Source organism: Kocuria salsicia (assembly GCF_039532055.1).
Taxonomy (GTDB): Bacteria; Actinomycetota; Actinomycetes; order Actinomycetales; family Micrococcaceae; genus Kocuria; species Kocuria salsicia.
In genome coordinates this window covers 84014-106070 of record NZ_BAAARF010000004.1, presented here as the reverse complement: position 1 = coordinate 106070, position 22057 = coordinate 84014, and the positions used below count along the sequence as shown (strand labels likewise).

At 69.5% G+C, this 22057-nt stretch carries 20 protein-coding genes and 1 pseudogene; 19 read left to right on the top strand and 2 right to left on the bottom strand.

The window, feature by feature from the left end:
* The first annotated feature begins 46 nt into the window (after positions 1–46).
* From ABD264_RS04740 to glmM, 14 genes are all read left to right on the top strand, one after another.
* The gene (locus ABD264_RS04740) at positions 47–613 is read left to right on the top strand and encodes an adenylate kinase (RefSeq protein ID WP_144941799.1); all 567 of its coding nucleotides are present in this window, start codon (positions 47–49) and stop codon (positions 611–613) included.
* A gap of 100 nt (positions 614–713) precedes the next feature.
* Positions 714–1550, top strand: coding sequence for a type I methionyl aminopeptidase (gene map / locus ABD264_RS04735; protein WP_145010371.1), 837 nt, complete (start codon positions 714–716; stop codon positions 1548–1550).
* A gap of 99 nt (positions 1551–1649) precedes the next feature.
* On the top strand, positions 1650–2798 hold the full coding sequence (rlmN, locus tag ABD264_RS04730) for a dual-specificity RNA methyltransferase RlmN (RefSeq protein WP_344204697.1): 1149 nt from the start codon (positions 1650–1652) through the stop codon (positions 2796–2798).
* A 296-nt stretch (positions 2799–3094) separates the two neighbouring features.
* Positions 3095–3316, top strand: a complete 222-nt coding sequence (gene infA, locus ABD264_RS04725; protein WP_012397711.1) for a translation initiation factor IF-1 — start codon at positions 3095–3097, stop codon at positions 3314–3316.
* Between the two features lie 89 nt (positions 3317–3405).
* The gene (gene rpmJ, locus ABD264_RS04720; RefSeq protein WP_012397712.1) at positions 3406–3519 is read left to right on the top strand and encodes a 50S ribosomal protein L36; all 114 of its coding nucleotides are present in this window, start codon (positions 3406–3408) and stop codon (positions 3517–3519) included.
* 158 nt (positions 3520–3677) lie between these two features.
* A complete protein-coding gene (rpsM, locus tag ABD264_RS04715; protein ID WP_012397713.1) occupies positions 3678–4046 on the top strand; it encodes a 30S ribosomal protein S13 in 369 nt (122 codons plus the stop codon).
* 58 nt (positions 4047–4104) lie between these two features.
* Complete coding sequence (gene rpsK / locus ABD264_RS04710) at positions 4105–4509, top strand: 30S ribosomal protein S11 (RefSeq protein WP_094394925.1); 405 nt, start codon at positions 4105–4107, stop codon at positions 4507–4509.
* 148 nt (positions 4510–4657) lie between these two features.
* A complete protein-coding gene (locus tag ABD264_RS04705; RefSeq protein ID WP_055085387.1) occupies positions 4658–5677 on the top strand; it encodes a DNA-directed RNA polymerase subunit alpha in 1020 nt (339 codons plus the stop codon).
* 71 nt (positions 5678–5748) lie between these two features.
* Positions 5749–6516 (top strand): 50S ribosomal protein L17, sunset domain variant, encoded by a 768-nt coding sequence (rplQ, locus tag ABD264_RS04700; protein ID WP_055085389.1) that lies wholly within the window; start codon positions 5749–5751, stop codon positions 6514–6516.
* Between the two features lie 120 nt (positions 6517–6636).
* The gene (locus ABD264_RS04695) at positions 6637–7521 is read left to right on the top strand and encodes a tRNA pseudouridine synthase A (RefSeq protein WP_303105235.1); all 885 of its coding nucleotides are present in this window, start codon (positions 6637–6639) and stop codon (positions 7519–7521) included.
* Between the two features lie 258 nt (positions 7522–7779).
* On the top strand, positions 7780–8223 hold the full coding sequence (gene rplM, locus ABD264_RS04690; RefSeq protein WP_055085393.1) for a 50S ribosomal protein L13: 444 nt from the start codon (positions 7780–7782) through the stop codon (positions 8221–8223).
* 32 nt (positions 8224–8255) lie between these two features.
* Positions 8256–8756, top strand: coding sequence for a 30S ribosomal protein S9 (gene rpsI, locus ABD264_RS04685; RefSeq protein ID WP_144941805.1), 501 nt, complete (start codon positions 8256–8258; stop codon positions 8754–8756).
* A gap of 197 nt (positions 8757–8953) precedes the next feature.
* On the top strand, positions 8954–9991 hold the full coding sequence (gene ppk2 / locus ABD264_RS04680) for a polyphosphate kinase 2 (RefSeq protein WP_295110647.1): 1038 nt from the start codon (positions 8954–8956) through the stop codon (positions 9989–9991).
* Positions 9992–10039: 48 nt separating this feature from the next.
* A complete protein-coding gene (glmM, locus tag ABD264_RS04675) occupies positions 10040–11389 on the top strand; it encodes a phosphoglucosamine mutase (RefSeq protein ID WP_144941809.1) in 1350 nt (449 codons plus the stop codon).
* Positions 11390–11575: 186 nt separating this feature from the next.
* On the opposite strand, the gene mscL is transcribed toward glmM, so the two are convergent.
* Positions 11576–12031: a large conductance mechanosensitive channel protein MscL gene (gene mscL / locus ABD264_RS04670; protein WP_055085400.1), complete on the bottom strand. Its 456-nt coding sequence runs from the start codon at positions 12029–12031 to the stop codon at positions 11576–11578.
* A 109-nt stretch (positions 12032–12140) separates the two neighbouring features.
* Positions 12141–13097 (bottom strand): type I pantothenate kinase, encoded by a 957-nt coding sequence (coaA, locus tag ABD264_RS04665; protein ID WP_344204687.1) that lies wholly within the window; start codon positions 13095–13097, stop codon positions 12141–12143.
* Positions 13098–13171: 74 nt separating this feature from the next.
* Here coaA and glmS point away from each other — a divergent pair.
* From glmS to treY, 5 genes and pseudogenes are all read left to right on the top strand, one after another.
* Positions 13172–15001, top strand: a pseudogene (gene glmS, locus ABD264_RS04660) (glutamine--fructose-6-phosphate transaminase (isomerizing)); the annotation flags it as partial.
* Between the two features lie 231 nt (positions 15002–15232).
* Entirely contained in the window at positions 15233–15604 is a 372-nt protein-coding gene (locus ABD264_RS04655; protein WP_094394911.1) for a holo-ACP synthase, read from the top strand.
* Positions 15597–17258, top strand: coding sequence for a bifunctional ADP-dependent NAD(P)H-hydrate dehydratase/NAD(P)H-hydrate epimerase (locus ABD264_RS04650; protein WP_344204684.1), 1662 nt, complete (start codon positions 15597–15599; stop codon positions 17256–17258). Before ABD264_RS04655 ends, ABD264_RS04650 begins: the two co-directional genes overlap by 8 nt.
* 85 nt (positions 17259–17343) lie before the next feature.
* Positions 17344–19542: a glycogen debranching protein GlgX gene (glgX, locus tag ABD264_RS04645; protein ID WP_303105226.1), complete on the top strand. Its 2199-nt coding sequence runs from the start codon at positions 17344–17346 to the stop codon at positions 19540–19542.
* A 144-nt stretch (positions 19543–19686) separates the two neighbouring features.
* Positions 19687–22056, top strand: coding sequence for a malto-oligosyltrehalose synthase (treY, locus tag ABD264_RS04640; protein WP_344204681.1), 2370 nt, complete (start codon positions 19687–19689; stop codon positions 22054–22056).
* Position 22057: the final 1 nt, after the last annotated feature.

Sequence of the window (22057 nt, the reverse complement as noted above, 5' to 3'; positions counted from 1 at the left end):
GCCGGTAGCATGGGTGAGGAAGTGCACGTTGACGCAAGGAGAGATCATGACCCGGATGTTGATCATCGGACCGCCAGGCGCAGGCAAGGGAACGCAGGCTGAGCGCATCTGTGACCGACTCGGCGTGCCCGCCATCTCCACCGGGGACATCTTCCGCGAGAACATCAAGCAGCAGACGGAGCTCGGCAAGGAGGCCCAGAGCTACACGGACGCCGGCAACCTGGTTCCTGACTCCGTCACCAACGGCATGGTGCGAGACCGGCTCGCGCAGCAGGACGTCGCGGACGGCTTCCTGCTGGACGGCTACCCGCGCACCGTCGCCCAGGTGGAGGAGCTCGACCGCATCCTGGCGGCCAACGGCGTGGCCCTGGATGTCGTCCTGCTGCTCACGGCGGACAACGACGAGCTCGTCACCCGCCTGCTGGGCCGCGCGCGCGACCAGGGGCGTACGGACGACACCGAGGACGTCATCCGGCACCGCCTGGACGTCTACGACGAGCAGACGGCCCCCGTGGTCGACGTCTACGAGCAGCGCGGCATCGTCTCGCGCGTGGACGGGCTCGGCAGCATCGACGACGTCACCGAGCGGATCATGAGCGTGCTGCCGCACTGACGTGACTCATCGCGCACCACCTCGAGCCCCCGGTCCGATGCGAGGCATCGCCCGGGGGCTCGGCATTCACCACACACCCCACCACGGAAGGACCCCAGGCATCGTGTTCGGACGCCGCAAGATCCAAGTGAAGTCGGACGCCGAGCTGGCACTCATGGCCAGGGCCGGCGTCGTCACCTCCCGGGCGCTCGACGCCGCTGTGGCCGCCGCCGTGCCCGGTGCCACCACTGCGGACCTCGACCGCGCCTTCCGCGCCGTGCTCGAAGACTTCGGCGCCGAGTCGAACTTCCTGGGCTACTACGGCTACCCGGCGACGGTGTGCACGTCCGTCAACGACGAAGTGGTCCACGGCATCCCGGGGCAGCGCGTGCTCGCGGACGGTGACGTCGTGTCCATCGACGGCGGCGCGATCGTGGCGGGCTGGCACGGTGACTCCGCGCGCACAGTGCTCGTGGGGGAGCACCACGATCCCGCGGACCTGGAGCTCTCCGACGTCACGCGTGCGGCCATGTGGCGCGGCGTGGCGGCGATGGCCACAGGCACGCACGTGGGGGACATCGGCCTGGCGGTCGAGACCTACGTCCGCGAGACGGTCGGATCGCGTCTGGGCATCCTGGAGGACTACGTGGGTCACGGCATAGGCACGGAGATGCACATGGCCCCGGACGTGCCGAACTACGCCGTGGGGCAGCGCACGCCCAAACTGGTGACGGGCATGGCCCTGGCGATCGAGCCCATGCTGGTGCGCGGCGGAATCGAGACCCGCGTGCTGGCGGACGACTGGACGGTCGTCACCGAGGACGGATCGCGCGCCAGCCAGTGGGAGCACACCGTGTGCCGCCACAGCGGGGGCGTGTGGGTGCTGACCGCCGAGGACGGCGGGGCCTCCGAGCTCGAGCCGCTGGGCGTCCACCCCGTTCCCGTCCCCGCGTCCTGAGGCGGGTCCGTCACCAGGCCCGCCACGGCCCGGATCCGCCACCCAGAGAACCCGTGGCCCCGCCACCCCCGAGAGCCTGAGAGCAGGCAGAGGAATCCCATGACTGCACAGACCGTAGAGATCACACCCCGCCCCGAGGCGGGCCAGCTCGTCTTCAAGCCCGCACGGCGGGGCAAGCCACCCGTGCACCTGGCCGACCTGGACATGGCCGGGCGCAAGGAGCTGGTGAAGGAGGCCGGCTACCCGGCGTTCCGGGCCTCGCAGCTGTCGAAGCACTACTTCGAGCGCTTCGAGTCGGATCCCGCCGCGATGACGGACCTCCCTGCGGACCAGCGGGAGGAGATGGTCGCCAAGGCCATGCCCCCGCTGCTGCGGACCGTGAAGCAGCTGCGTGCGGACCAGGGCATGACCGTGAAGTCCGTGCACCGCCTGTTCGACAACGCCATGGTCGAGTCCGTGCTGATGCGCTACGACAAGCGCGTGACCATGTGCATCTCCTCCCAGGCCGGCTGCGGGATGAACTGCCCGTTCTGCGCCACCGGCCAGTCCGGGCTCACGCGCAACCTCTCGGCGGCCGAGATCGTGGACCAGGTGGTCCAGGGCGTGCGGGCCCTGCGCGACGGCGCCGTGGGGGACCCGGAGGAGGCCCCGCAGCGGGTGTCCAACATCGTCTTCATGGGCATGGGGGAGGCCCTGGCCAACTACAAGGCCACCATGGGCGCGGTGCACCGGATCATCGACCCGTCTCCGGAGGGCCTCGGGATCTCCGCGCGCGGGCTCACCATGTCCACGGTGGGGCTGGTGCCCGGCATCCGGAAGTTCACGCGGGAGAAGCTGCCCATCACGCTGGCGCTGTCGCTGCACGCCCCGGACGACGAGCTGCGCGACGAGCTGATTCCCATCAACACCCGGTGGAAGGTGGACGAGGCGCTCGACGCCGCCCGGGACTACTACGACGTCACGGGCCGCCGGGTCTCGATCGAGTACGCCCTGATCCGGGACATGAACGACCAGGGCTGGCGCGCGGACCTGCTGGGGGAGAAGCTGAACAAGCGCGGCGCGGGCTGGGTGCACGTGAACCCCATCCCCCTCAACCCGACCCCCGGCTCCAAGTGGACGGCCTCGCGCCCCGGCGTGGAGCAGAACTTCGTGGAGCGCCTGCGCGCCCACGGCATCCCCACCACCGTGCGGGACACCCGCGGCTCGGACATCGACGGCGCCTGCGGCCAGCTGGCCACGGACGTCTGATCCCTGGGGGACGCGACGTCCGCCCGGGGCTGGACGCCGGGGCCTGGGCGCCCGGGCCCCGGCGCCGTCGTCGTCCCGCGCGGTCGGCGGGCGGGCCCGCCGCTCGGGTTGCGAAAAACAGCGTGAGCGCGTAGTGTCGTGCGTTGGTTGTTTGTGCTCGCTGATCGAGCCCTGCCCACCCACACCGACCCCCGCTACCACTCGTAGTGCGGGGTTGTTCGTCTGGTGGACGGGGAGCGGTACGGGCACCGCCGTCCGGATAGACAACCGGACCCCTCGAGAAGTTAGCGGAGGATATGGCCAAGAAAGACGGAGTCATCGAGATCGAAGGCACTGTGGTCGAGGCACTGCCCAATGCGTCGTTTCGTGTTGAGCTGACCAACGGTCACAAGGTGCTCGCCCACATCTCTGGCAAGATGCGCCAGCACTACATCCGGATCCTCCCCGAGGACCGCGTCGTGGTGGAGCTCAGCCCCTATGACCTTTCCCGAGGCCGGATCGTCTACCGCTACAAGTAGCATCCGCGCCCACGGTGGACGGTCGGGGAGACCCGGGCGAGCACGGTGGTGCGAGTGCATACGCCATTACTAGTACGCGAAGGAATGCGATGAAGGTCCAACCGAGCGTCAAGCAGATCTGCGACAAGTGCAAGGTGATCCGCCGCAACGGCCGGGTCATGGTGATCTGCGAGAACCCCCGGCACAAGCAGCGCCAGGGCTGACGGGAACACTCCCGCCCACGCAAGTGGATTGACAAGAACGGACACCGCAGCCGCCGCCCCAGGGCGCGGCAACCCCCGGCACGGAGGCCGGAGACCGATCGGAACGCGATCGGGACGCGGTGTTCAAGACCTCCGGACACACAAGGAGAACCGCCACTATGGCTCGTCTCGCAGGCGTCGACCTCCCCCGTGAAAAGCGGCTGGAAGTTGCGCTGACCTACATCTACGGCGTGGGTCGTACCCGTGCACTCGAAACCCTGGAGGCCACTGGCATCTCCGGGGACGTGCGCGTCAAGGATCTCACCGATCCGCAGCTCGTCGAGCTGCGTGACTACATCGAAGGCAACTACAAGGTCGAAGGCGATCTCCGCCGCGAAGTGGCCGCCGACATCCGCCGCAAGGTCGAGATCGGCAGCTACCAGGGCCTGCGCCACCGCCGCGGTCTGCCCGTCCACGGCCAGCGCACCAAGACCAACGCCCGTACCCGCAAGGGTCCCAAGCGCACGGTCGCCGGTAAGAAGAAGTAATCGTGGTCGCCACCGAACCGGTGGCTGATCAACGTCGAAGATCTTTGTAGGAGAATCCATGGCCCAGAAGACTCGCGCGACGGCCGCTCGCAAGCCGCGTCGCAAGGTGAACAAGAATGTGACCCAAGGTCAGGCTCACATCAAGTCCACGTTCAACAACACCATCGTTTCCATCACCGACCCCTCGGGTGCGGTCCTGTCGTGGGCCTCGGCCGGCGGCGTGGGCTTCAAGGGCTCGCGCAAGTCGACCCCGTTCGCCGCGCAGCAGGCTGCCGAGACCGCCGCGAAGGGCGCGCAGGAGCACGGGATGCGCAAGGTGGATGTGTTCGTGAAGGGCCCGGGGTCCGGTCGCGAGACCGCGATCCGCGCCCTGCAGGCCACCGGGCTGGAGGTCGGCTCCATCCAGGACGTCACCCCGTCCGCCCACAACGGCTGCCGTCCCCCGAAGCGCCGTCGCGTCTGACACGTCTGCGCGGCCACCACTGCCCTCGCGGGCGGCGGTGGCCGCGCACCGACGCGGTGAACTCGCCAGCTCACCGCGTCATTCACCCATTTTGTTTTCCACCACCTGCGTGCGTCATATGGCGGAGGCACGCTGAAAGGAAACATCAGTGCTCATCGCACAGCGCCCCACCCTCACGGAAGAGGCTGTGGCCGAGAACCGTTCCCGGTTCGTGATCGAACCGCTGGAGCCTGGTTTCGGGTACACCCTCGGCAACTCACTTCGCCGCACGCTTCTCTCCTCCATCCCCGGCGCCTCCGTGACCAGCATCCGCATCGACGGCGTGCTGCACGAGTTCTCCACGGTGGAGGGTGTCAAGGAAGACGTCACCGAGCTGATCCTCAACATCAAGAAGCTCTCCCTGTCCTCGGAGGAGGACGAGCCCGTCACGGCGTGGCTGCGCAAGCAGGGTCCGGGCGAGGTCACGGCGGCTGACATCTCCGCACCGGCCGGTGTCGAGGTCCACAACCCCGAGCTGCACATCGCCACGCTGAACTCGAAGGGCCAGCTCGAGATCGAGCTGACCATCGAGCGCGGCCGCGGCTACGTGTCGGCGTCGCAGAACAAGTCGGGTGACGCGGAGGTCGGCCGGATCCCGGTGGACTCCATCTACTCGCCCGTCCTGAAGGTGACCTTCCGCGTGGAGGCCACCCGTGTCGAGCAGCGCACGGACTTCGACAAGCTCGTGCTGGACGTGGAGACCAAGGAGGCCATCTCCCCGCGTGACGCGGTGGCCTCTGCCGGCACCACCCTGGTCGAGCTGTTCGGTCTCGCCCGCGAGCTGAACTCCTCGGCCGAGGGCATCGAGATCGGGCCCTCGCCCACGGACGCCGCCGCTGCCGCGGACATGGCGCTGCCGATCGAGGACCTCGAGCTGTCGGTGCGCTCGTACAACTGCCTCAAGCGTGAGGGCATCCACAGCGTGGGTGAACTGGTGGGGCGCTCGGAAGCGGATCTCATGGACATCCGCAACTTCGGTGCGAAGTCCATCGACGAGGTCAAGGACAAGCTCGGTGAGCTCGGCCTGGCCCTGAAGGACTCCCCTCCCGGCTACGACCTCGCCGCCCACGCGGCGTCCCTCGAGGACGAGGACGACAACAACAACCCGTTCGACGTCGACCTCGACTGACGCCCACACCACTTCCCGTGCCCCGCGGCCGCTGAGCGGCTCGCGCGGGCCCGAACACCAGGAGACCTACTATGCCTACCCCTACCAAGGGACCCCGTCTCGGCGCCGGGCCGACCCACGAGCGCATGATCCTCTCGAACCTCTCGCAGCAGCTGTTCGAGCACAAGCGCATCACCACCACCGTGACCAAGGCCAAGCGCCTGCGTCCCGTGGCCGAGCGCATGATCACGTTCGCCAAGCGAGGTGACCTCGCCTCGCGCCGTCGCGTCATGCGTCAGCTGACCGACAAGTCCGTGGTCCACGAGCTGTTCACCAGCATCGCAGCCGCCATGGAAGGCCGCGACGGCGGTTACACGCGCATCACCAAGATCGGCAACCGCAAGGGCGACAACGCCCCCATGGCGGTCATCGAGCTGGTCATGGAGCCGGTGGCCAACAAGGAGACCGTCGCGGAGGCCGAGCGCGCCACCGCCAAGGCTGCTCCCGCCCCGGCTGCTCCGGTCGACACTCCCGCGGACACCACCGCCGAGGACGTCAAGGCCAAGGAGATCCCCGCTGACGAGCAGGCGCCCGCCGTCGGCTCCAACGAGGCCGCCGAGGTTGCTGCGCAGAACAAGGACGCCGCAGAGTTCGCCGGTTCCCACGCTCCGCTCGAGTCTGGTGAGGCCCCCGAGGGCTTCGCCGTCAAGGGCAACCGCAACTCCATGAAGTACCACGTGCCCGGTTCGCGCTGGTACTCCGGGACCACCGCGGAGATCTGGTTCGACTCCCCGGCCAACGCCGAGGCAGCCGGCTTCCAGCCCGCGGGCGGCGCCGCTGCCCAGAAGATCTCCGAGTAAGCTCGGGTTCTTTGCCCGGTATGGTACCGGTCACGACGCCGCCGCAGGTTCCTGCGGCGGCGTCGTCGTATCCGCAGGTCTCCGTGGGAGACCGACAGGCGGCGTGGAAGGACGGACGTGATGGATGCGCGCACGGTGCGGCTGCGCATGGGGCTGGCTTACGACGGTGCCCCGTTCAGGGGGTGGGCGCGCCAGCCCGGGCTTCCCAGCGTGCAGGCCGCGGTGGAGGACGCCCTGGAGCTGGTGTTCCGCCACCCGTGCACGACTGTGGTGGCCGGTCGCACGGACACCGGGGTGCACGCGAGGCGCCAGACGGTGCACGTGGATGTCGGCGAGCAGGCCTGGCAGCGGCTGGCCGGCACCCACGCCCCGGAGCACGCGGCCGTCCGCAAGCTCAACGGTGCGCTGCGGCGGGTGCTCGGCAGGGACCGCGCCGAGCTGGGGTGGGAGCCGGTGGTGGGGGCGGTGGTCGTGAACGACGTCGCAGTGGCTGATCCCGGCTTTGACGCCCGGTTCTCCGCCCTGTCCCGCGGCTACACGTACCGCATCTGCGATGCAGTAACGGGCCACGACCCGCTCACCCGCAGCCACGCCTGGTGGCTCGACACGGAATTGGACGTGGCGGCCATGGACGAGGCAGTGCGCGAGCTGCTCGGGCTCCAGGACTTCCTGAGCTACTGCAAGCCGCGCGAGGGGGCGACCACCGTGCGCGAGCTGCAGCGGGCATCGGTGCGACGGGACGAGCACGGGATGATGACCGTATCCCTGACCGCGGACGCCTTCTGTCACCACATGGTGCGTTCCATCGTGGGTGCCGCGGTGCGTGTGGGGGAGGGGCGCCAGCCCGTCGGGTGGCCGGGGGAGCGGCTGTGGGCCCGGGAGCGGGACGCCAGCGTGGTGATGGCCCCGGCCCACGGCCTGGTGCTGGAGTCGGTGCAGTATCCGGGGCCGGAGGGCCTGCGGGAGCGCGCCGAGCTGACGCGGGCCAGGCGCGCGACGTCGTGACCCGGGCGCCAGCACCCGGGTCCGCATCCGAGTGGCAACCCCGGCGGTCATCCGGTAACATGGAATGCTGTTGTGCGTGTTCTGCCCCGGTTCACGTGTACCCGCAGCGGTCGCTCATGTTGCAGAGCGCAGGGCCGTGCGGTGCACCGGGTTGTGGACGCACGGATGCCGCCCGGATCTCACCCGGGCCCCGAAGCACAACGGAACCGATCGACACGAGTATTCGTGTCTTCAGCAGACAAACGAAGGCAGATCAACGTGCGTACGTACACTCCGAAGCCCGGTGACGTCCAGCGTCAGTGGCACGTCATCGACGCCACCGACGTCGTCCTGGGTCGTCTTGCCAGCCAGACCGCAACGCTGCTGCGCGGGAAGCACAAGCCGACCTTCGCCCCCCACGTGGACACCGGCGATTTCGTCATCATCATCAACGCGGAGAAGGTGGCCCTGACCGGCGCCAAGCTCCAGAAGAAGCGCGCCTACCGCCACTCCGGCTACCCGGGCGGACTCAAGTCCACCAGCTACGCCGAGCTGCTCGCGAAGAACCCCACGCGCGCCGTGGAGAAGGCCGTCAAGGGCATGCTGCCCAAGAACAAGCTGGCCGCCCAGCAGCTGTCCAAGCTGAAGGTCTATGCCGGCGCCGAGCACCCGCACCAGGCCCAGCAGCCCAAGCCCTACGAGTTCACCCAGGTCGCCCAGTAATTCGGGCCAACGAATAACACATAAGGAGAATCGTGGCTCAGAACACTGAAGAGCAGATCACCGAGGACGTGGAGCTGACCAGCTACACCTCCGAGTCCACCGAGTCCGCCACGGGTGCCGCACTGTCCGAGCGCCCGGCGCTGACCGTCCCCGGCCAGGCCGTGGGCCGCCGCAAGCAGGCCATCGCCCGCGTGCGGCTGATTCCCGGCTCCGGCAAGTGGACCGTCAACGGCCGCAGCCTGGAGGAGTACTTCCCCAACAAGCTGCACCAGCAGGAGGTCAACGACCCGTTCACGCTGCTGGAGCTGCAGGGCGGCTACGACGTCATCGCCCGCATCAGCGGCGGCGGCCCCTCCGGCCAGGCCGGTGCGCTGCGCCTTGGCGTGGCCCGTGCCCTCAACGAGATCGACGCCGAGCACAACCGCCCGGCACTGAAGAAGGCCGGCTTCCTCACCCGTGACGCCCGCGTCATCGAGCGCAAGAAGGCAGGCCTCAAGAAGGCGCGCAAGGCGCCGCAGTACTCCAAGCGCTGATCGACGCCACCCGGCCCTCGGCCGGAGGTTGTCACGCAGGGTCCCGTTCCCCGGTTTCGGCCGAGGACCGGGGCCCTGCGTTGTCTCTCCTGGACCACTGCTGCGGGTGTGGCAGAGGTAACAGGGCAGTGATGTGGGCGTAAAATCGCGGTTGAAGCACCGCGCCGTTTCCACCGCACCGTCACGAGAGGGCCCGCATGAGCAAGCAACTGGACCAGAAGCAGAGCACCGCACACGCCGGAAAGGCGAAGGACGAGAGCACCGCGACCGGTAAGCGCTCCGCCGTGGACGACGCCCTGACGAAGGAGCAGCACCGGGTCTCCGTGGTCGAGGACTACGCGGCGGAGCTGGACGAGATCGCAGAGCTCGGGAAGAAGCTGCACGACGACCGTGGCATCGAGAGCTCCTCGGCCTGGAAGATCGGCTATCCGTACGACGAGAAGCTCTCCCGCAAGGAGTACGAGCGCACCAAACGGGCCCTGCAAATCGAGCTGCTGAAGCTGCAGCTGTGGATCAAGGAGACCGGCCAGAAGCTGTTGATCATCTTCGAGGGCCGGGACGCCGCGGGCAAGGGCGGGTCGATCAAGCGCTTTACCGAGCACCTGAACCCCCGTGGCGCGCGTGTGGTGGCGCTCGAGAAGCCTACGGAGATCGAGCAGACCCAGTGGTACTTCCAGCGCTACGTGAAGCACCTGCCCTCCGGCGGGGAGATCGTGCTGATGGACCGTTCCTGGTACAACAGAGCCGGTGTGGAGCGGGTAATGGGCTACTGCACGTCCCAGCAGTACTACGAGTTCATGCGCCAGGCCCCGGAGTTCGAGCGGATGCTGGTCAACTCGGACACCCACTTGATCAAGTTCTGGTTCTCGGTGACCCGCGCCGAGCAGCTGGCACGATTCCAGTCGCGCCGCACGGACCCCGTGCGCCAGTGGAAGCTCTCGCCCACGGACGTGGCCTCGCTGGACAAGTGGGACGACTACACCGAGGCCAAGGAGGCCATGTTCTTCTACACGGACACGGGGGACGCCCCCTGGACCGTGATCAAGTCGAACGACAAGAAGCGGGCGAGGCTCGAGGCCATGCGCTACGTCCTCGCACAGTTCGACTACCCCAACAAAGACCATGCTCTCGTGGGCGCGGTGGACACCAACATCGTGGGCGGGGCCACGGACCTCGCTGACGACAACGGCGTCAACCCCGACGGCTTCCCGGTGGTCCGCCCCGGGAAGGACTGATCGGGATGCGTCGGATTTGTCCCCAGAGTGGCCGTAGGATGATCTGCGATGTCTAGAATTTTCGGAACGGACGGCGTTCGCGGTCTCGCGAACGGCCTCCTCACAGCAGACCTTGCCATGCAGTTGTCGCAGGCCGCGGCGATCGTCCTGGGCCACCGCCACGCGGCCGAGGGGCGCCGCCCCACCGCGGTGGTGGCCCGGGACGGACGCGCGAGCGGCGAGTTCCTGGGTGCCGCGGTCACCGCGGGGCTCGCAAGCTCCGGCGTGGACGTGTACGACGCAGGCGTGCTCCCGACGCCCGCCGCCGCGTACCTCGTGGGCGACATCGACGCCGACTTCGGCGTGATGATCTCTGCATCTCACAACCCGGCACCGGACAACGGGATCAAGTTCCTCGCCCACGGCGGCAAGAAGCTGCCGGACGCCGTCGAGGACGCCATCCAGCAGGTCTACGAGGCCGGGGACTTCCTGCGGCCCACGGGCGCGGAGGTCGGACGCGTGACGCGTCTGTCGGACGCCGAGGACCGCTACATCCTCCACCTCGTGGGGGCGATCCCCCGCCGCCTGGACGGGCTGTCGATCGTCCTTGACTGCGCGCACGGCGCAGCCTCAGGGGCCTCCCCGGACGCCTTCCGTGACGCGGGCGCATCCGTGCACGTGATCGGTGCAGAGCCGGACGGGCTGAACATCAACGACGGCGTGGGCTCCACCCATCTCGAGCCGCTGAAGCAGAAGGTCCGCGAGCTGGGTGCGGACCTGGGCATCGCCCACGACGGCGACGCCGACCGCTGCCTCGCGGTCGACCACACCGGCACCGAGGTGGACGGGGACCAGATCATGTGCATCATCGCGATGGCCATGAAGGAGGCCGGGCGGCTCAACCAGGACACCCTCGTGGCCACGGTGATGAGCAACCTGGGTCTGCAACTGGCCCTGGAGAAGGCGGGCATCAACCTGGTGCGCGCCTCGGTGGGGGACCGCTACGTCCTGGAGTCGATGGTGGCCAACGGCTACAACTTGGGCGGCGAGCAGTCCGGGCACGTGATCATGGCCGACTACGCCACCACGGGAGACGGGCTGCTCACGGGCATGATGCTTGCCTCCCGCGTGGCACAGACCGGGATGCCCCTGCAGGAACTCGCCACGGTCATGACCCGCATGCCGCAGGTGATGATCAACGTCAAGAACGTGGACAAGGCCGCGACGAGCACCAACCAGGCGGTGCTGGACGCCGTGGCCGAGACGGAGCAGCGGCTGGGCGAGGAGGGCCGGGTGCTGCTGCGTCCCTCCGGGACCGAGCCGGTGGTGCGCGTGATGGTCGAGGCGGCAACGGCCGAGGAGGCCCAGCGCGAGGCCGAGGCGCTGGTCGCCGTCGTCGAGGAGAACCTGAGCCTGTAGACCTGCGCCGCACGACGTCGGGGAACTTCGTGTCCCGACCTCGTGCCCCACCGGCGTGGGTCGGGCAGCCGGGCGACCGGTGACAATTCCGACGCGCACGACACCGGACAGGCAGTGCCACGAGACAGAGAAGGGCCCCGCATCCGTGAGGATGCGGGGCCCTTCTCGTGCGGACGGATGGACGGGTCAGACAGCGGAGTTGCCAGGGGCCTCGTGGCGACCCGTGGCGGCGCCGGGGGCCGCGGTGCCGGTGTGACCCGCGGTCAGTGCGTCACGGATCTCGGTAAGAAGCACGACGTTGGGATCGGCGGCCTCCTCGGCCGGCTCGATGCCCAGACGGCGGTTGCGGCGCTCGATCATCTTGTTCATGGGCATCACCAGGCAGAAGTACACGGCCGCGGCGATGAGCAGGAAGTTGACGATCGCGGTCAGCAGCACGCCGAACTTCAGCTCGTTGCCGCGCAGGGTGAGCACGGCGAAGCTGTCGAAGTTGGGAGAGCCGACGATCGCGGAGATCGCGGGCATGAGCACGCTCTCCACGAGTGCGTTGACGATTTTGGCGAAGGCGGCGCCGATGATGACGGCAACCGCGAGATCCATCACGTTGCCCTTCATGATGAATTCTTTGAAACCATTGATCATGGCGCTCACAGTACCCAGCGAGTGCATGAAAGATGAGGCCAACGGCCCGGAACATACCGGAGATCACAGGCCCGCGGCCGCAGCGGGTGAAAACGGCGGTGCTCCGGGCTCAGTTCTTGCGCAGCAGCACCCGTCGGATCTTGTGGTCGTGGTCCTTCGAGAGGATCAGCCGGGCCCGTCCGCGGGTGGGGCGCACGTTCTGCACCAGGTTGGGCTCGTTGATGCGGTGCCAGATGTCCGTGGCCACCTCACGGGCCTCGTCGTCCGTGAGGTTGGCGTAGCGGTGGAAGTAGGACTCGGGGTCCGAGAACGCCGAGGAGCGCAGGGCGCGGAAGCGGTCTACGTACCAGCGCTCGATGTCGTCCGTGCGGGCGTCCACGTAGATGCTGAAGTCGAAGAAGTCGCTCAGGGCGAGGGCCGTGCGCCTTCCGCTCTCGAGCTTCGCCGGGGCGAGCACGTTCAGCCCCTCCACGATCACGACGTCCGGCCGGGTCACCACGACTTCCTCGTCAGGGAGGATGTCATAGGTGACGTGCGAGTACTTCGGGGCGCGCACCTCGGGTGCACCGGACTTGATCTCCGAGACGAAGCGCAGCAGGGCACGCCGGTCGTAGGACTCGGGGAAGCCCTTGCGGTCCATCAGCCCCCGGCTGCGCAGTTCTGCGTTCGGGTACAGGAAACCGTCCGTGGTCACGAGCTGGACGTTCGGAGTGGAGGGCCAGCGCGCGAGCATCTCGCGCAGCACTCGGGCCGTGGTGGACTTGCCGGCGGCCACGGAACCGGCGATGCCGATCACGAACGGCGTGCGCGCGTGGTGCTCGCCCAGGAACGAGTTGGTGGCCGCGTTGAGCTGCGTGGAGGACATGTCGTAGAGGGTGAGCAGCCGGGAGAGGGGGAGGTAGACCTCCCGCACCTCGTCCACGTCCAGGCGGTCACCGAGACCGCGCAGGTTCTCGATCTCCTGAGCGGTGAGGGGGACGTCGATCTCCGTGGAGAGCCGGGACCAGGTCTGGCGGTCCAGCTCCACGAAGGGGGAGACGCGCTGGGAAGTGGGCTGTGTGCTCATGCTCGGACCAGTGTAGGCCCCCGTGTGACCCACGGGACGGAGGGCCGGGGACGTTTCCGCTAGAATGCATTTTCATGTGTGGAATTGTGGGATATGTGGGCTCAAAGGGTGCTGACGGCCGCCAGCACACCGCTCTCGACGTGATCCTCGAGGGGCTGCGCCGGCTCGAGTACCGCGGTTACGATTCCGCGGGTGTCGCCGTCATCGCGGACGGCACGGTGGAGTACCGCAAGAAGGCGGGCAAGCTCAGCAACCTCCTCGAGGAGCTCGAGGAGCACCCGCTGCCGGAGTCGAACATCGGAATCGGGCACACCCGGTGGGCCACGCACGGCGGGCCCACCGACGTCAACGCCCACCCGCACGTGGTGGACGGCGGCAAGCTCGCCATGATCCACAACGGCATCATCGAGAACTTCAGCGAGATCAAGCGCGAGCTGCAGGCCCAGGGCGAGACCTTCGTGTCCGAGACGGACACCGAGGTGGCCGCCGTGCTGCTCGCCCGCACCTACGACGCGCAGGACCCCGAGCACAAGGACCTCACCGTCGCCATGCAGGACACCTCTCGCCGCCTGGAGGGCGCGTTCACGCTGCTGGCCGTGCACGCGGACGTCCCGGACCGCGTGGTCGCCTCGCGCCGCAACTCCCCGCTGGTGATCGGGCTCGGCGACGGCGAGAACTTCCTGGGCTCGGACGTCTCCGGCTTCATCGACTACACCAAGCGTGCGGTGGAGATGGGTCAGGACCAGATCGTGACCATCACCGCGGACGACTACGCGATCGTCGACTTCGACGGCAACCCCGCCGAGGGCAAGCCCTTCGAGATCGAGTGGGACGCCGCCGCCGCCGAGAAGGACGGCTACCCCTCCTTCATGGAGAAGGAGATCCACGACCAGCCCTCCGCCGTGGGGGACACCCTGCTGGGGCGCCTGGACGAGAACGGAAGCCTCACGCTGGACGAGATCAAGATCGACGAGTCGGTGCTGCGCTCGATCGACAAGATCGTCGTGATCGCGTGCGGCACCGCGGCCTACGCCGGCCAGGTGGCGCGCTACGCGATCGAGCACTGGTGCCGGATCCCCACCGAGGTGGAGCTGGCCCACGAGTTCCGCTACCGGGACCCCATCGTGAACGAGAAGACCCTGGTGGTGGCCGTCTCCCAGTCCGGCGAGACCATGGACACCCTCATGGCCGTGCGCCACGCCCAGGAGCAGGGCGCCAAGGTGGTGGCCATCTGCAACACCAACGGCTCCACGATCCCGCGCGAGGCGGACGCCGTGCTCTACACGCACGCCGGCCCGGAGATCGCCGTGGCCTCCACGAAGGCGTTCCTGGCGCAGATCACGGCCGCGTACCTGCTGGGGCTGTACCTGGCGCAGCTGCGCGGCAACAAGTACAAGGACGAGATCGCCACCCTGCTCGCGGAGCTGGAGGCCATGCCGGCCAAGATCCAGCGCGTGCTGGACGAGGTGGAGCCGCAGGTCAAGGCGCTCGCCTCGAGCATGGAGGACGCCGGCTCGGTGCTCTTCCTGGGTCGGCACGTGGGTTTCCCCGTGGCCATGGAGGGCGCGCTGAAGCTCAAGGAGATCGCGTACATCCACGCCGAGGGCTTCGCCGCCGGTGAGCTCAAGCACGGGCCGATCGCGCTGATCGACCAGGGCCAGCCCGTGATCGTGATCGTGCCCTCGCCGCGCGGCCGTGACTCGCTGCACGCCAAGGTGGTCTCCAACATCCAGGAGATCCGCGCGCGCGGTGCCGAGACCATCGTGATCGCCGAGGAGGGGGACGAGGCGGTGCGCGAGTTTGCGAACCACGTGTTCTACGTCCCCGAGTCGCCCACGCTGCTCCAGCCGCTGCTGGCCACGGTGCCGTTGCAGATCTTCGCGTGCGAGCTCGCCGGGGCCAAGNCCCCCCGGGGGACCCCCCCCCCCCGTCGTCGTGTCCGGAGGCGCCGCGGGGAGGGCATGTGCAGGGGGCGACGACGCCGTGCCCGGCCGCCCAGCCCGGGCACGGGTGCGCCGCGGGTGACCCAGCGCGCCGTGCGACCCGGGTGACCCCACGTGCTGGACGGGCACGTGTGATGCGCCCGTGCGGCGTCGTCGCCAGTGCCCGTCCGGGGGCGCCGGTAGGCTGGCGGCATGATCGTGGGCACGGGTGTGGACATCGTGGACATCGCGCGTTTCGAGCGGCAGGTGGCCCGCACACCGCGCCTGGTCGAGCGGCTGTTCGTGCCCCACGAGCGGGAGCTGCCGCCGCGCTCGCTCGCGGCGCGCTTCGCGGTGAAGGAAGCCGCGGCCAAGGCGCTGAAGGCACCGCCGGGGATGATCTGGCAGGACTGCTGGGTCACCAACGACGCGGACGGCGCCCCCCACCTGCACACCACCGGCACCGTGGCCGAGGAGCAGCGGCGCCGGGGAGTGCGGACGTGGCACGTGACGATCTCCCACGACGGCGGCATGGCCGTGGCGTTCGTCGTGGCCGAGGGACAGGAAGGTCATCCGCATGATTGAGGCGTACACCGGCGCGAGCATCCGCGCCGCAGAGCAGCCGCTGCTGGACGAGGGGCACGGTGACGCACTGATGCGCCGCGCCGCACGGGGACTGGCACGGGAGTGCGAGACGCAGCTGCGGCTCGCCGCCCGCGACGGCGTTCTGGCCGGAAGCTGCGCGGTGGTCCTCGTGGGACCGGGCAACAACGGCGGGGACGGACTGTGGGCGGGGTCGTTCCTGCGCCGCCGGGGCGTCACCGTGACTGCCGTGCTCACCGGCTCGCGCGCCCACGAGGCCGGACTCCGGGCGCTGCTGGCGGCGGGCGGCACCGCGCTGCGGCTCGACGGTGGAGCCGGGGAGGAGTCGCCCGCGCAGGTCTCCGGGCTGCGAACGGTGGACGTCCCGGACGCCGTCGGGCTGATGTCCGCCGCGGACCTCGTGGTGGACGCCGTGCTGGGTACGGGCGCGAGCGGTGGGCTGCGCGGCGCCCCGGCGGAGCTCGTCGAGGCGTTCACCGGCCGTGACCGCAGTGGGCCCGCCGTGGAGGGACGAGGGATCCCGCGGATCGTGGCATGCGACCTCGTCTCCGGGCTGGACGCGGACACCGGCGAGGCCCCGGAGCCGCTGCTGCGTGCGAACGCGACCGTGACGTTCGGCGCGGCGAAGACGGCGCACGTGGTCGCCCCCGGCGAGCAGGCCGGCGGCGCGCTCACCGTGGTGCCCATCGGCATCGAGGACCTGCTGGGCGCACCGGCGGTGCACCGCGTCCAGGGCGAGGACGTTCTGGCCGCGTGGCCGCGACCCGGTGCCACGGACACCAAGTACACGCGCGGGGTGCTCGGCGTGGTGGCCGGTGCTCCGAGCTATCCCGGTGCGGCCATCATGTGCACCCAGGCCGCCGTCCAGGCCGGGGCGGGCATGGTGCGCTTCCTGGGCGACTCGACCGCGCGCGCGATGGTGCTGGCACGCAGCCCGGAGGTGGTCTGCTCGGACGACCAGCCGTGGGACGTGCACGTCCAGGCGTGGCTCGCCGGACCCGGTGTGGTGGGGGACGAGTCCCAGGCCGCGCGCGTGCAGGCCGTGATCGAGGCCGAGGAGCCCGCGGTGCTCGACGCGGGAGCGCTCGACGCCGCGGCGCGCTCCGTGGCGGACGGACCCCTGGGTGCCCACAAGGTCCTCACACCGCACGCCGGGGAGCTCTCCCAGATCTTCGAGTGGCTCGCGGGCTTCGGTGTGGCGCGGGCCACCGCGGAGCGCACGGAGATCGAGGCGAACCCCCTGCACTGGGCTCGAGAGGCGGCCCGGCTGACGGGAGCCACCGTGCTGCTCAAGGGCGCGACCACCGTGGTGGCCTCGCCGGTGGCCGGGGACGCGGCGCCGTCGGCCGGGCAGGACTGCCTGTGCCTGAGCGTGGGCGGGGCGAGTCCGTGGCTGGCCACCGCCGGCTCCGGGGACACCCTCGCCGGGATCCTGGGCACGGTGCTCGCGCACGTGGCAGAGCACCCAAACGCGCTCGCCGTACTGGGACCGTGGGCCCGGGGCGAGGGTCGCTGGGCCGCCGCGGCTGCACTCGGCGCGGGGCTGCACGCGCTCGCCTCGCGGGCCGGCGGCGAGGGGCCCGTGCCGCCGTCGGTGCTCGCAGAGCACGTGCGGGCGGTTCTCACCCGTCCGTGAGGCCGAGGGGAAGCGACTAGGGTTGGTGGTCCGCCGAGAACGGTGACCCGTGACCGGCCCCACCACACGCTGAGGAGAGAAGTACATGGAAGTTTGGCCAGGACACCCGTACCCGCTGGGCGCGACGTTCGACGGGACGGGGACCAATTTCGCGATCTTCTCCGAGGTCGCGGACCGCGTGGAGCTGTGCCTGTTCGACGAGGACGGCACGGAGACCCGCGTGGAGGTCACCGCCGTGGACAGCTACGTGTGGCACTGCTACCTCCCCTCCGTGCAGCCGGGCCAGCGCTACGGCTACCGCGTCCACGGTCCGTGGGACCCCTCCCGGGGGTTGCGGTGCAACCCGGACAAGCTGCTGCTGGACCCGTACGCCAAGGCCGTGGAGGGGGAGATCGACTGGGACGAGTCCCTGTTCTCCTACAACTTCGGCGACGAGGACTCCGAGAACCACCAGGACTCCGCCTCGCACATGATGAAGGGCGTGGTCATCAACCCGTTCTTCGACTGGGAGGGTGACCGCACCCCCCACACCCCGTACCACAAGTCGGTGATCTACGAGGCCCATGTGAAGGGCCTCACCAAGCAGCACCCGGAGATCCCGGAGGAGCAGCGCGGCACCTACGCGGGCGTGTCCCACCCGGCCGTGATCGCCCACCTCAAGAAGCTGGGCGTCACAGCGGTGGAGCTCATGCCCGTGCACCAGTTCGTCCAGGACTCCACCCTGCTGGAGAAGGACCTGCGCAACTACTGGGGCTACAACACCATTGCGTTCTTCGCCCCGCACAACGAGTACAGCGCGGCCTCCCACCTGGGCGGCCAGGTGCAGGAGTTCAAGGCCATGGTGCGCGCGCTGCACCAGGCGGACATCGAGGTCATCCTTGACGTGGTCTACAACCACACCGCGGAGGGCAACCACCTGGGCCCCACGCTGTCCATGAAGGGCATCGACAACAACGCCTACTACCGCACCGTGGAGGACGACCAGAAGTTCTACATGGACTACACGGGCACCGGGAACTCTCTGAACGTGCGCCACCCGCACTCGCTGCAGCTGATCATGGACTCGCTGCGCTACTGGGTCACGGAGATGCACGTGGACGGCTTCCGCTTCGACCTCGCGGCCACCCTGGCCCGTGAGTTCTACGACGTCGACAAGCTCTCCACGTTCTTCGAGCTCGTCCAGCAGGACCCGATCGTCTCGCAGGTCAAGCTGATCGCCGAGCCGTGGGACATCGGCCCCGGCGGTTACCAGGTGGGCAACTTCCCGCCGCAGTGGACCGAGTGGAACGGCAAGTACCGGGACACCGTGCGCGACTTCTGGAGGGGCGAGCCCTCGACCCTCGGCGAGTTCGCGTCCCGTGTCACGGGCTCCGCGGACCTCTACGAGAACAGCGGCCGCCGCCCGTTCGCCTCGGTGAACTTCGTCACCGCCCACGACGGCTTCACGCTGCGGGACCTGGTGTCCTACAACGAGAAGCACAACGAGGCCAACGGCGAGGACAACAACGACGGCGAGTCCCACAACCGCTCCTGGAACTGCGGCGAGGAGGGACCCACGGACAACGCCGAGGTGCTTGCCCTGCGCGCGCGCCAGCAGCGCAACTTCCTGGCCACCCTGATGCTCTCCCAGGGCACGCCGATGCTCCTGCACGGGGACGAGCTCGGGCGCACGCAGCGGGGGAACAACAACGCGTACTGCCAGGACAACGAGTTGACATGGATCAACTGGGAGAAGGTGGACGCACCCCTGGTGGAGTTCACCTCCGTGATCACGCACCTGCGCCACGAGCACCCCACGTTCCGGCGCTCGCAGTTCTTCGACGGCCGACCCGTGGAGATGGGTGAGATCACCGAGGGCGACGCCATGCCGGACATTGCCTGGCTGAACACGGACGGCACGCCCATGGTCCCCGCGGACTGGGACGAGCCCCTGGCCCGCTCCGTGGGCATGTGGCTCAACGGCCAGGGCATCGCCGGGGTGGACATGCGCGGCCGTCGGATCACGGACGACAACTTCATCGTCTACTTCAACTCCAACCCGGAGGCGGTGGACGTCACGCTGCCCCCGGCCGAGTACGGCCACCAGTGGGAGGAGATCATGGACACCGCCGGCAAGCACGCGGGCGGCGCGGTGCGCGAGCACTCGACCGTGCTGACCATGGAGGGCAAGTCCACCGTGCTGCTGCGGGCGTGGGAGGAGCCGGAGGAGGAGCCCGATGCCTCCGTGGCGGCCTCGGTGGCCGCCTCCGCCGCGGTCTACGCCGCCACGGCGGACGAGGTCTGAGGACACCGGCCCACGTCTGAGTGCAGGCACGAGGAACGCGCCATCCCACCGGGGGTGGCGCGTTCCTCGTCCCCGGAGGCGGGGGTTCTCTCGCCCTGGGCGGATGGACTGGCACGAGCGGGCGCACTCGGCAAGACTGGAAGGGTGCTGACACCCACTTCCACGTACCGCCTGCAGATCACGTCCGGGCAGGACCTCCACCGCGCCGCGGAGCTGGTTCCCTACATCAAGCGCCTCGGTGCGGACTGGGTCTACCTCTCGCCCATCCTGCGTGCGACGAGCGGCTCCGACCACGGCTACGACGTGGTGGACCCCACCGAGGTGGACCCCGAGCGCGGCGGCTCCGAGGGTTTGACGGCGCTCTCGGAGGCCGCCCACGCGGCGGGCCTGGGCGTCGTCGTCGACATCGTCCCCAACCACCAGGGCGTGGCCGCGCCGGAGCAGAACCCGTGGTGGTGGTCGCTGCTGGCCGAGGGCCGGGACAGCCGCTACGCGGACGCGTTCGACGTCGACTGGGCGGCCGGCAGGGGCAAGGTGCTGATCCCGGTGCTGGGCGACGGGGACGAGGACCTCTCCGCGCTCACCGTCGAGGACGGCACGCTGCACTACTACGACAACGTGTACCCCCTGGCCGAGGGTACCTGGAGCGAGGGCGAGGACCCCGCCGAGGTGCACGGCCGCCAGCACTACGAGCTGATCAACTGGCGCCGCGGGGACTCCGAGCTGAACTACCGCCGCTTCTTCACCGTGGCCACGCTGGCGGGCGTGCGCGTGGAGGACCGCGAGGTCTTCGACGCGTCGCACACCGAGGTCTCCCGCTGGTTCCGCGAGGGTCTCGTGGACGGGCTGCGGATCGACCACCCGGACGGCGTGCGGGACCCGCAGGACTACCTGGAGAAGCTCGCCGAGCTCACGGGTGGGGCGTGGACCGTGGTGGAGAAGATCCTCGAACCGGGGGAGTACCTCCCGGGCGGCTGGCGCACCGCGGGCACCACGGGCTACGACTCGCTGGGCTGGATCGACCGCGTGCTGACCGATCCGCGCGGGCACTACGAGCTCGCCTCCCTGGACACCCGGCTGCGCGGCGGGGAGCCCGTGCGCTGGGACGAGCTGATCCACGGCACCAAGCGCCGCATGGCGGACGCCGGGCTGGCCGCGGAGGTGCACCGGCTCGTGCGGGAGCTGCCTGAGGACGTCGGCCACGGGGACGAGGTGGCCTACGACGGGCTCGCCGAGATCCTCTCGAACTTCCCGGTCTACCGCACCTACCTCCCCGAGGGGGCGGAGCACCTGACCGAGGCCGTGGCCGCCGCACGGCAGGCCCGGCCCGAGCTCTCGGACGTCCTCACGGACCTCGCCCGGGTACTCGGCGCGGACGCGGCACACACCGAGAACCTCACCGAGGTGGCCCGGCGCTTCCAGCAGACCTCCGGCATGGTGATGGCCAAGGGCGTGGAGGACACCGCGTTCTACCGCTACACCCAGCTCACCTCCCTCACCGAGGTGGGCGGTGACCCCTCGGTCTTCTCCATGGCCCCGGAGACCTTCCACGAGGAGGCCGCCCGGCGGCAGCGCGAGAGCCCGCTGACCATGAACGCGCTCACCACCCACGACACCAAGCGGTCCGCGGCGGTCCGCGCGCGGATCACCGTGCTCGCCGAGGACACCCGCGCGTGGTCCGAGACGGTGGACACACTGGTTGCAACCGGTCGGGAGGCCGGTCTGACGCTGGCGGACGGGCCCGCCGTGAACCTCGTGCTGCAGGCCCTGGTGGGTGCGTGGCCCATCGAGCGGGACCGCGCCGTCGACTACGCCATGAAGGCCGTGCGGGAGGCGTCCGTCTCCACCGCGTGGGTGGACGGGGACGAGGAGTTCGAGGCGGATCTCACCCGGTTCATCGACCTCGTGCTCACGGACCCGGGCACCCGCGGCGTCGTGGAGGGCTGCGTCGCGCGGCTCGAGGGGCCCGGATGGGCCAACGCGCTCGCGGCCACCGCGCTGCAGCTGACCCTGCCCGGCGTCCCGGACGTCTACCAGGGCCAGGAACTGTGGGAGCCCTCGCTCGTGGACCCCGACAACCGCCGTCCGGTGGACTTCGCCGCGCTCGACACCCTGCTCACGGAGCTCGACGCCGCCGCGCCGGGCACCGAGCACGCCACGCCGCCCGTGGACGGCACGGGCGCCGCCCGCATGCTGCTGACGTCCCGGGTGCTGCGGCTGCGCCGTGAGCGACCTGAACTCTTCGCGGACTACACGCCGCTGACCGTGCGGGGCGCGCTGGCCGAGCACGCCCTGGGCTACGACCGCGGCGGCGCGGCCACCGTGGTCACCCGTTTCCCCGCGACCCTCGCCGCAGCGGGCGGATTCACGGACGAGACCGTGGACCTGCCCGCAGGCACGTGGGAGGACATCCTCACCCGCCGCGAGTTCACGGCGACCCCCGGGAACGGGATCCATCTCGCCGACCTCCTGACCACCTACCCCGCGGCCATCCTGCGCAGGAAGGACGACTGAC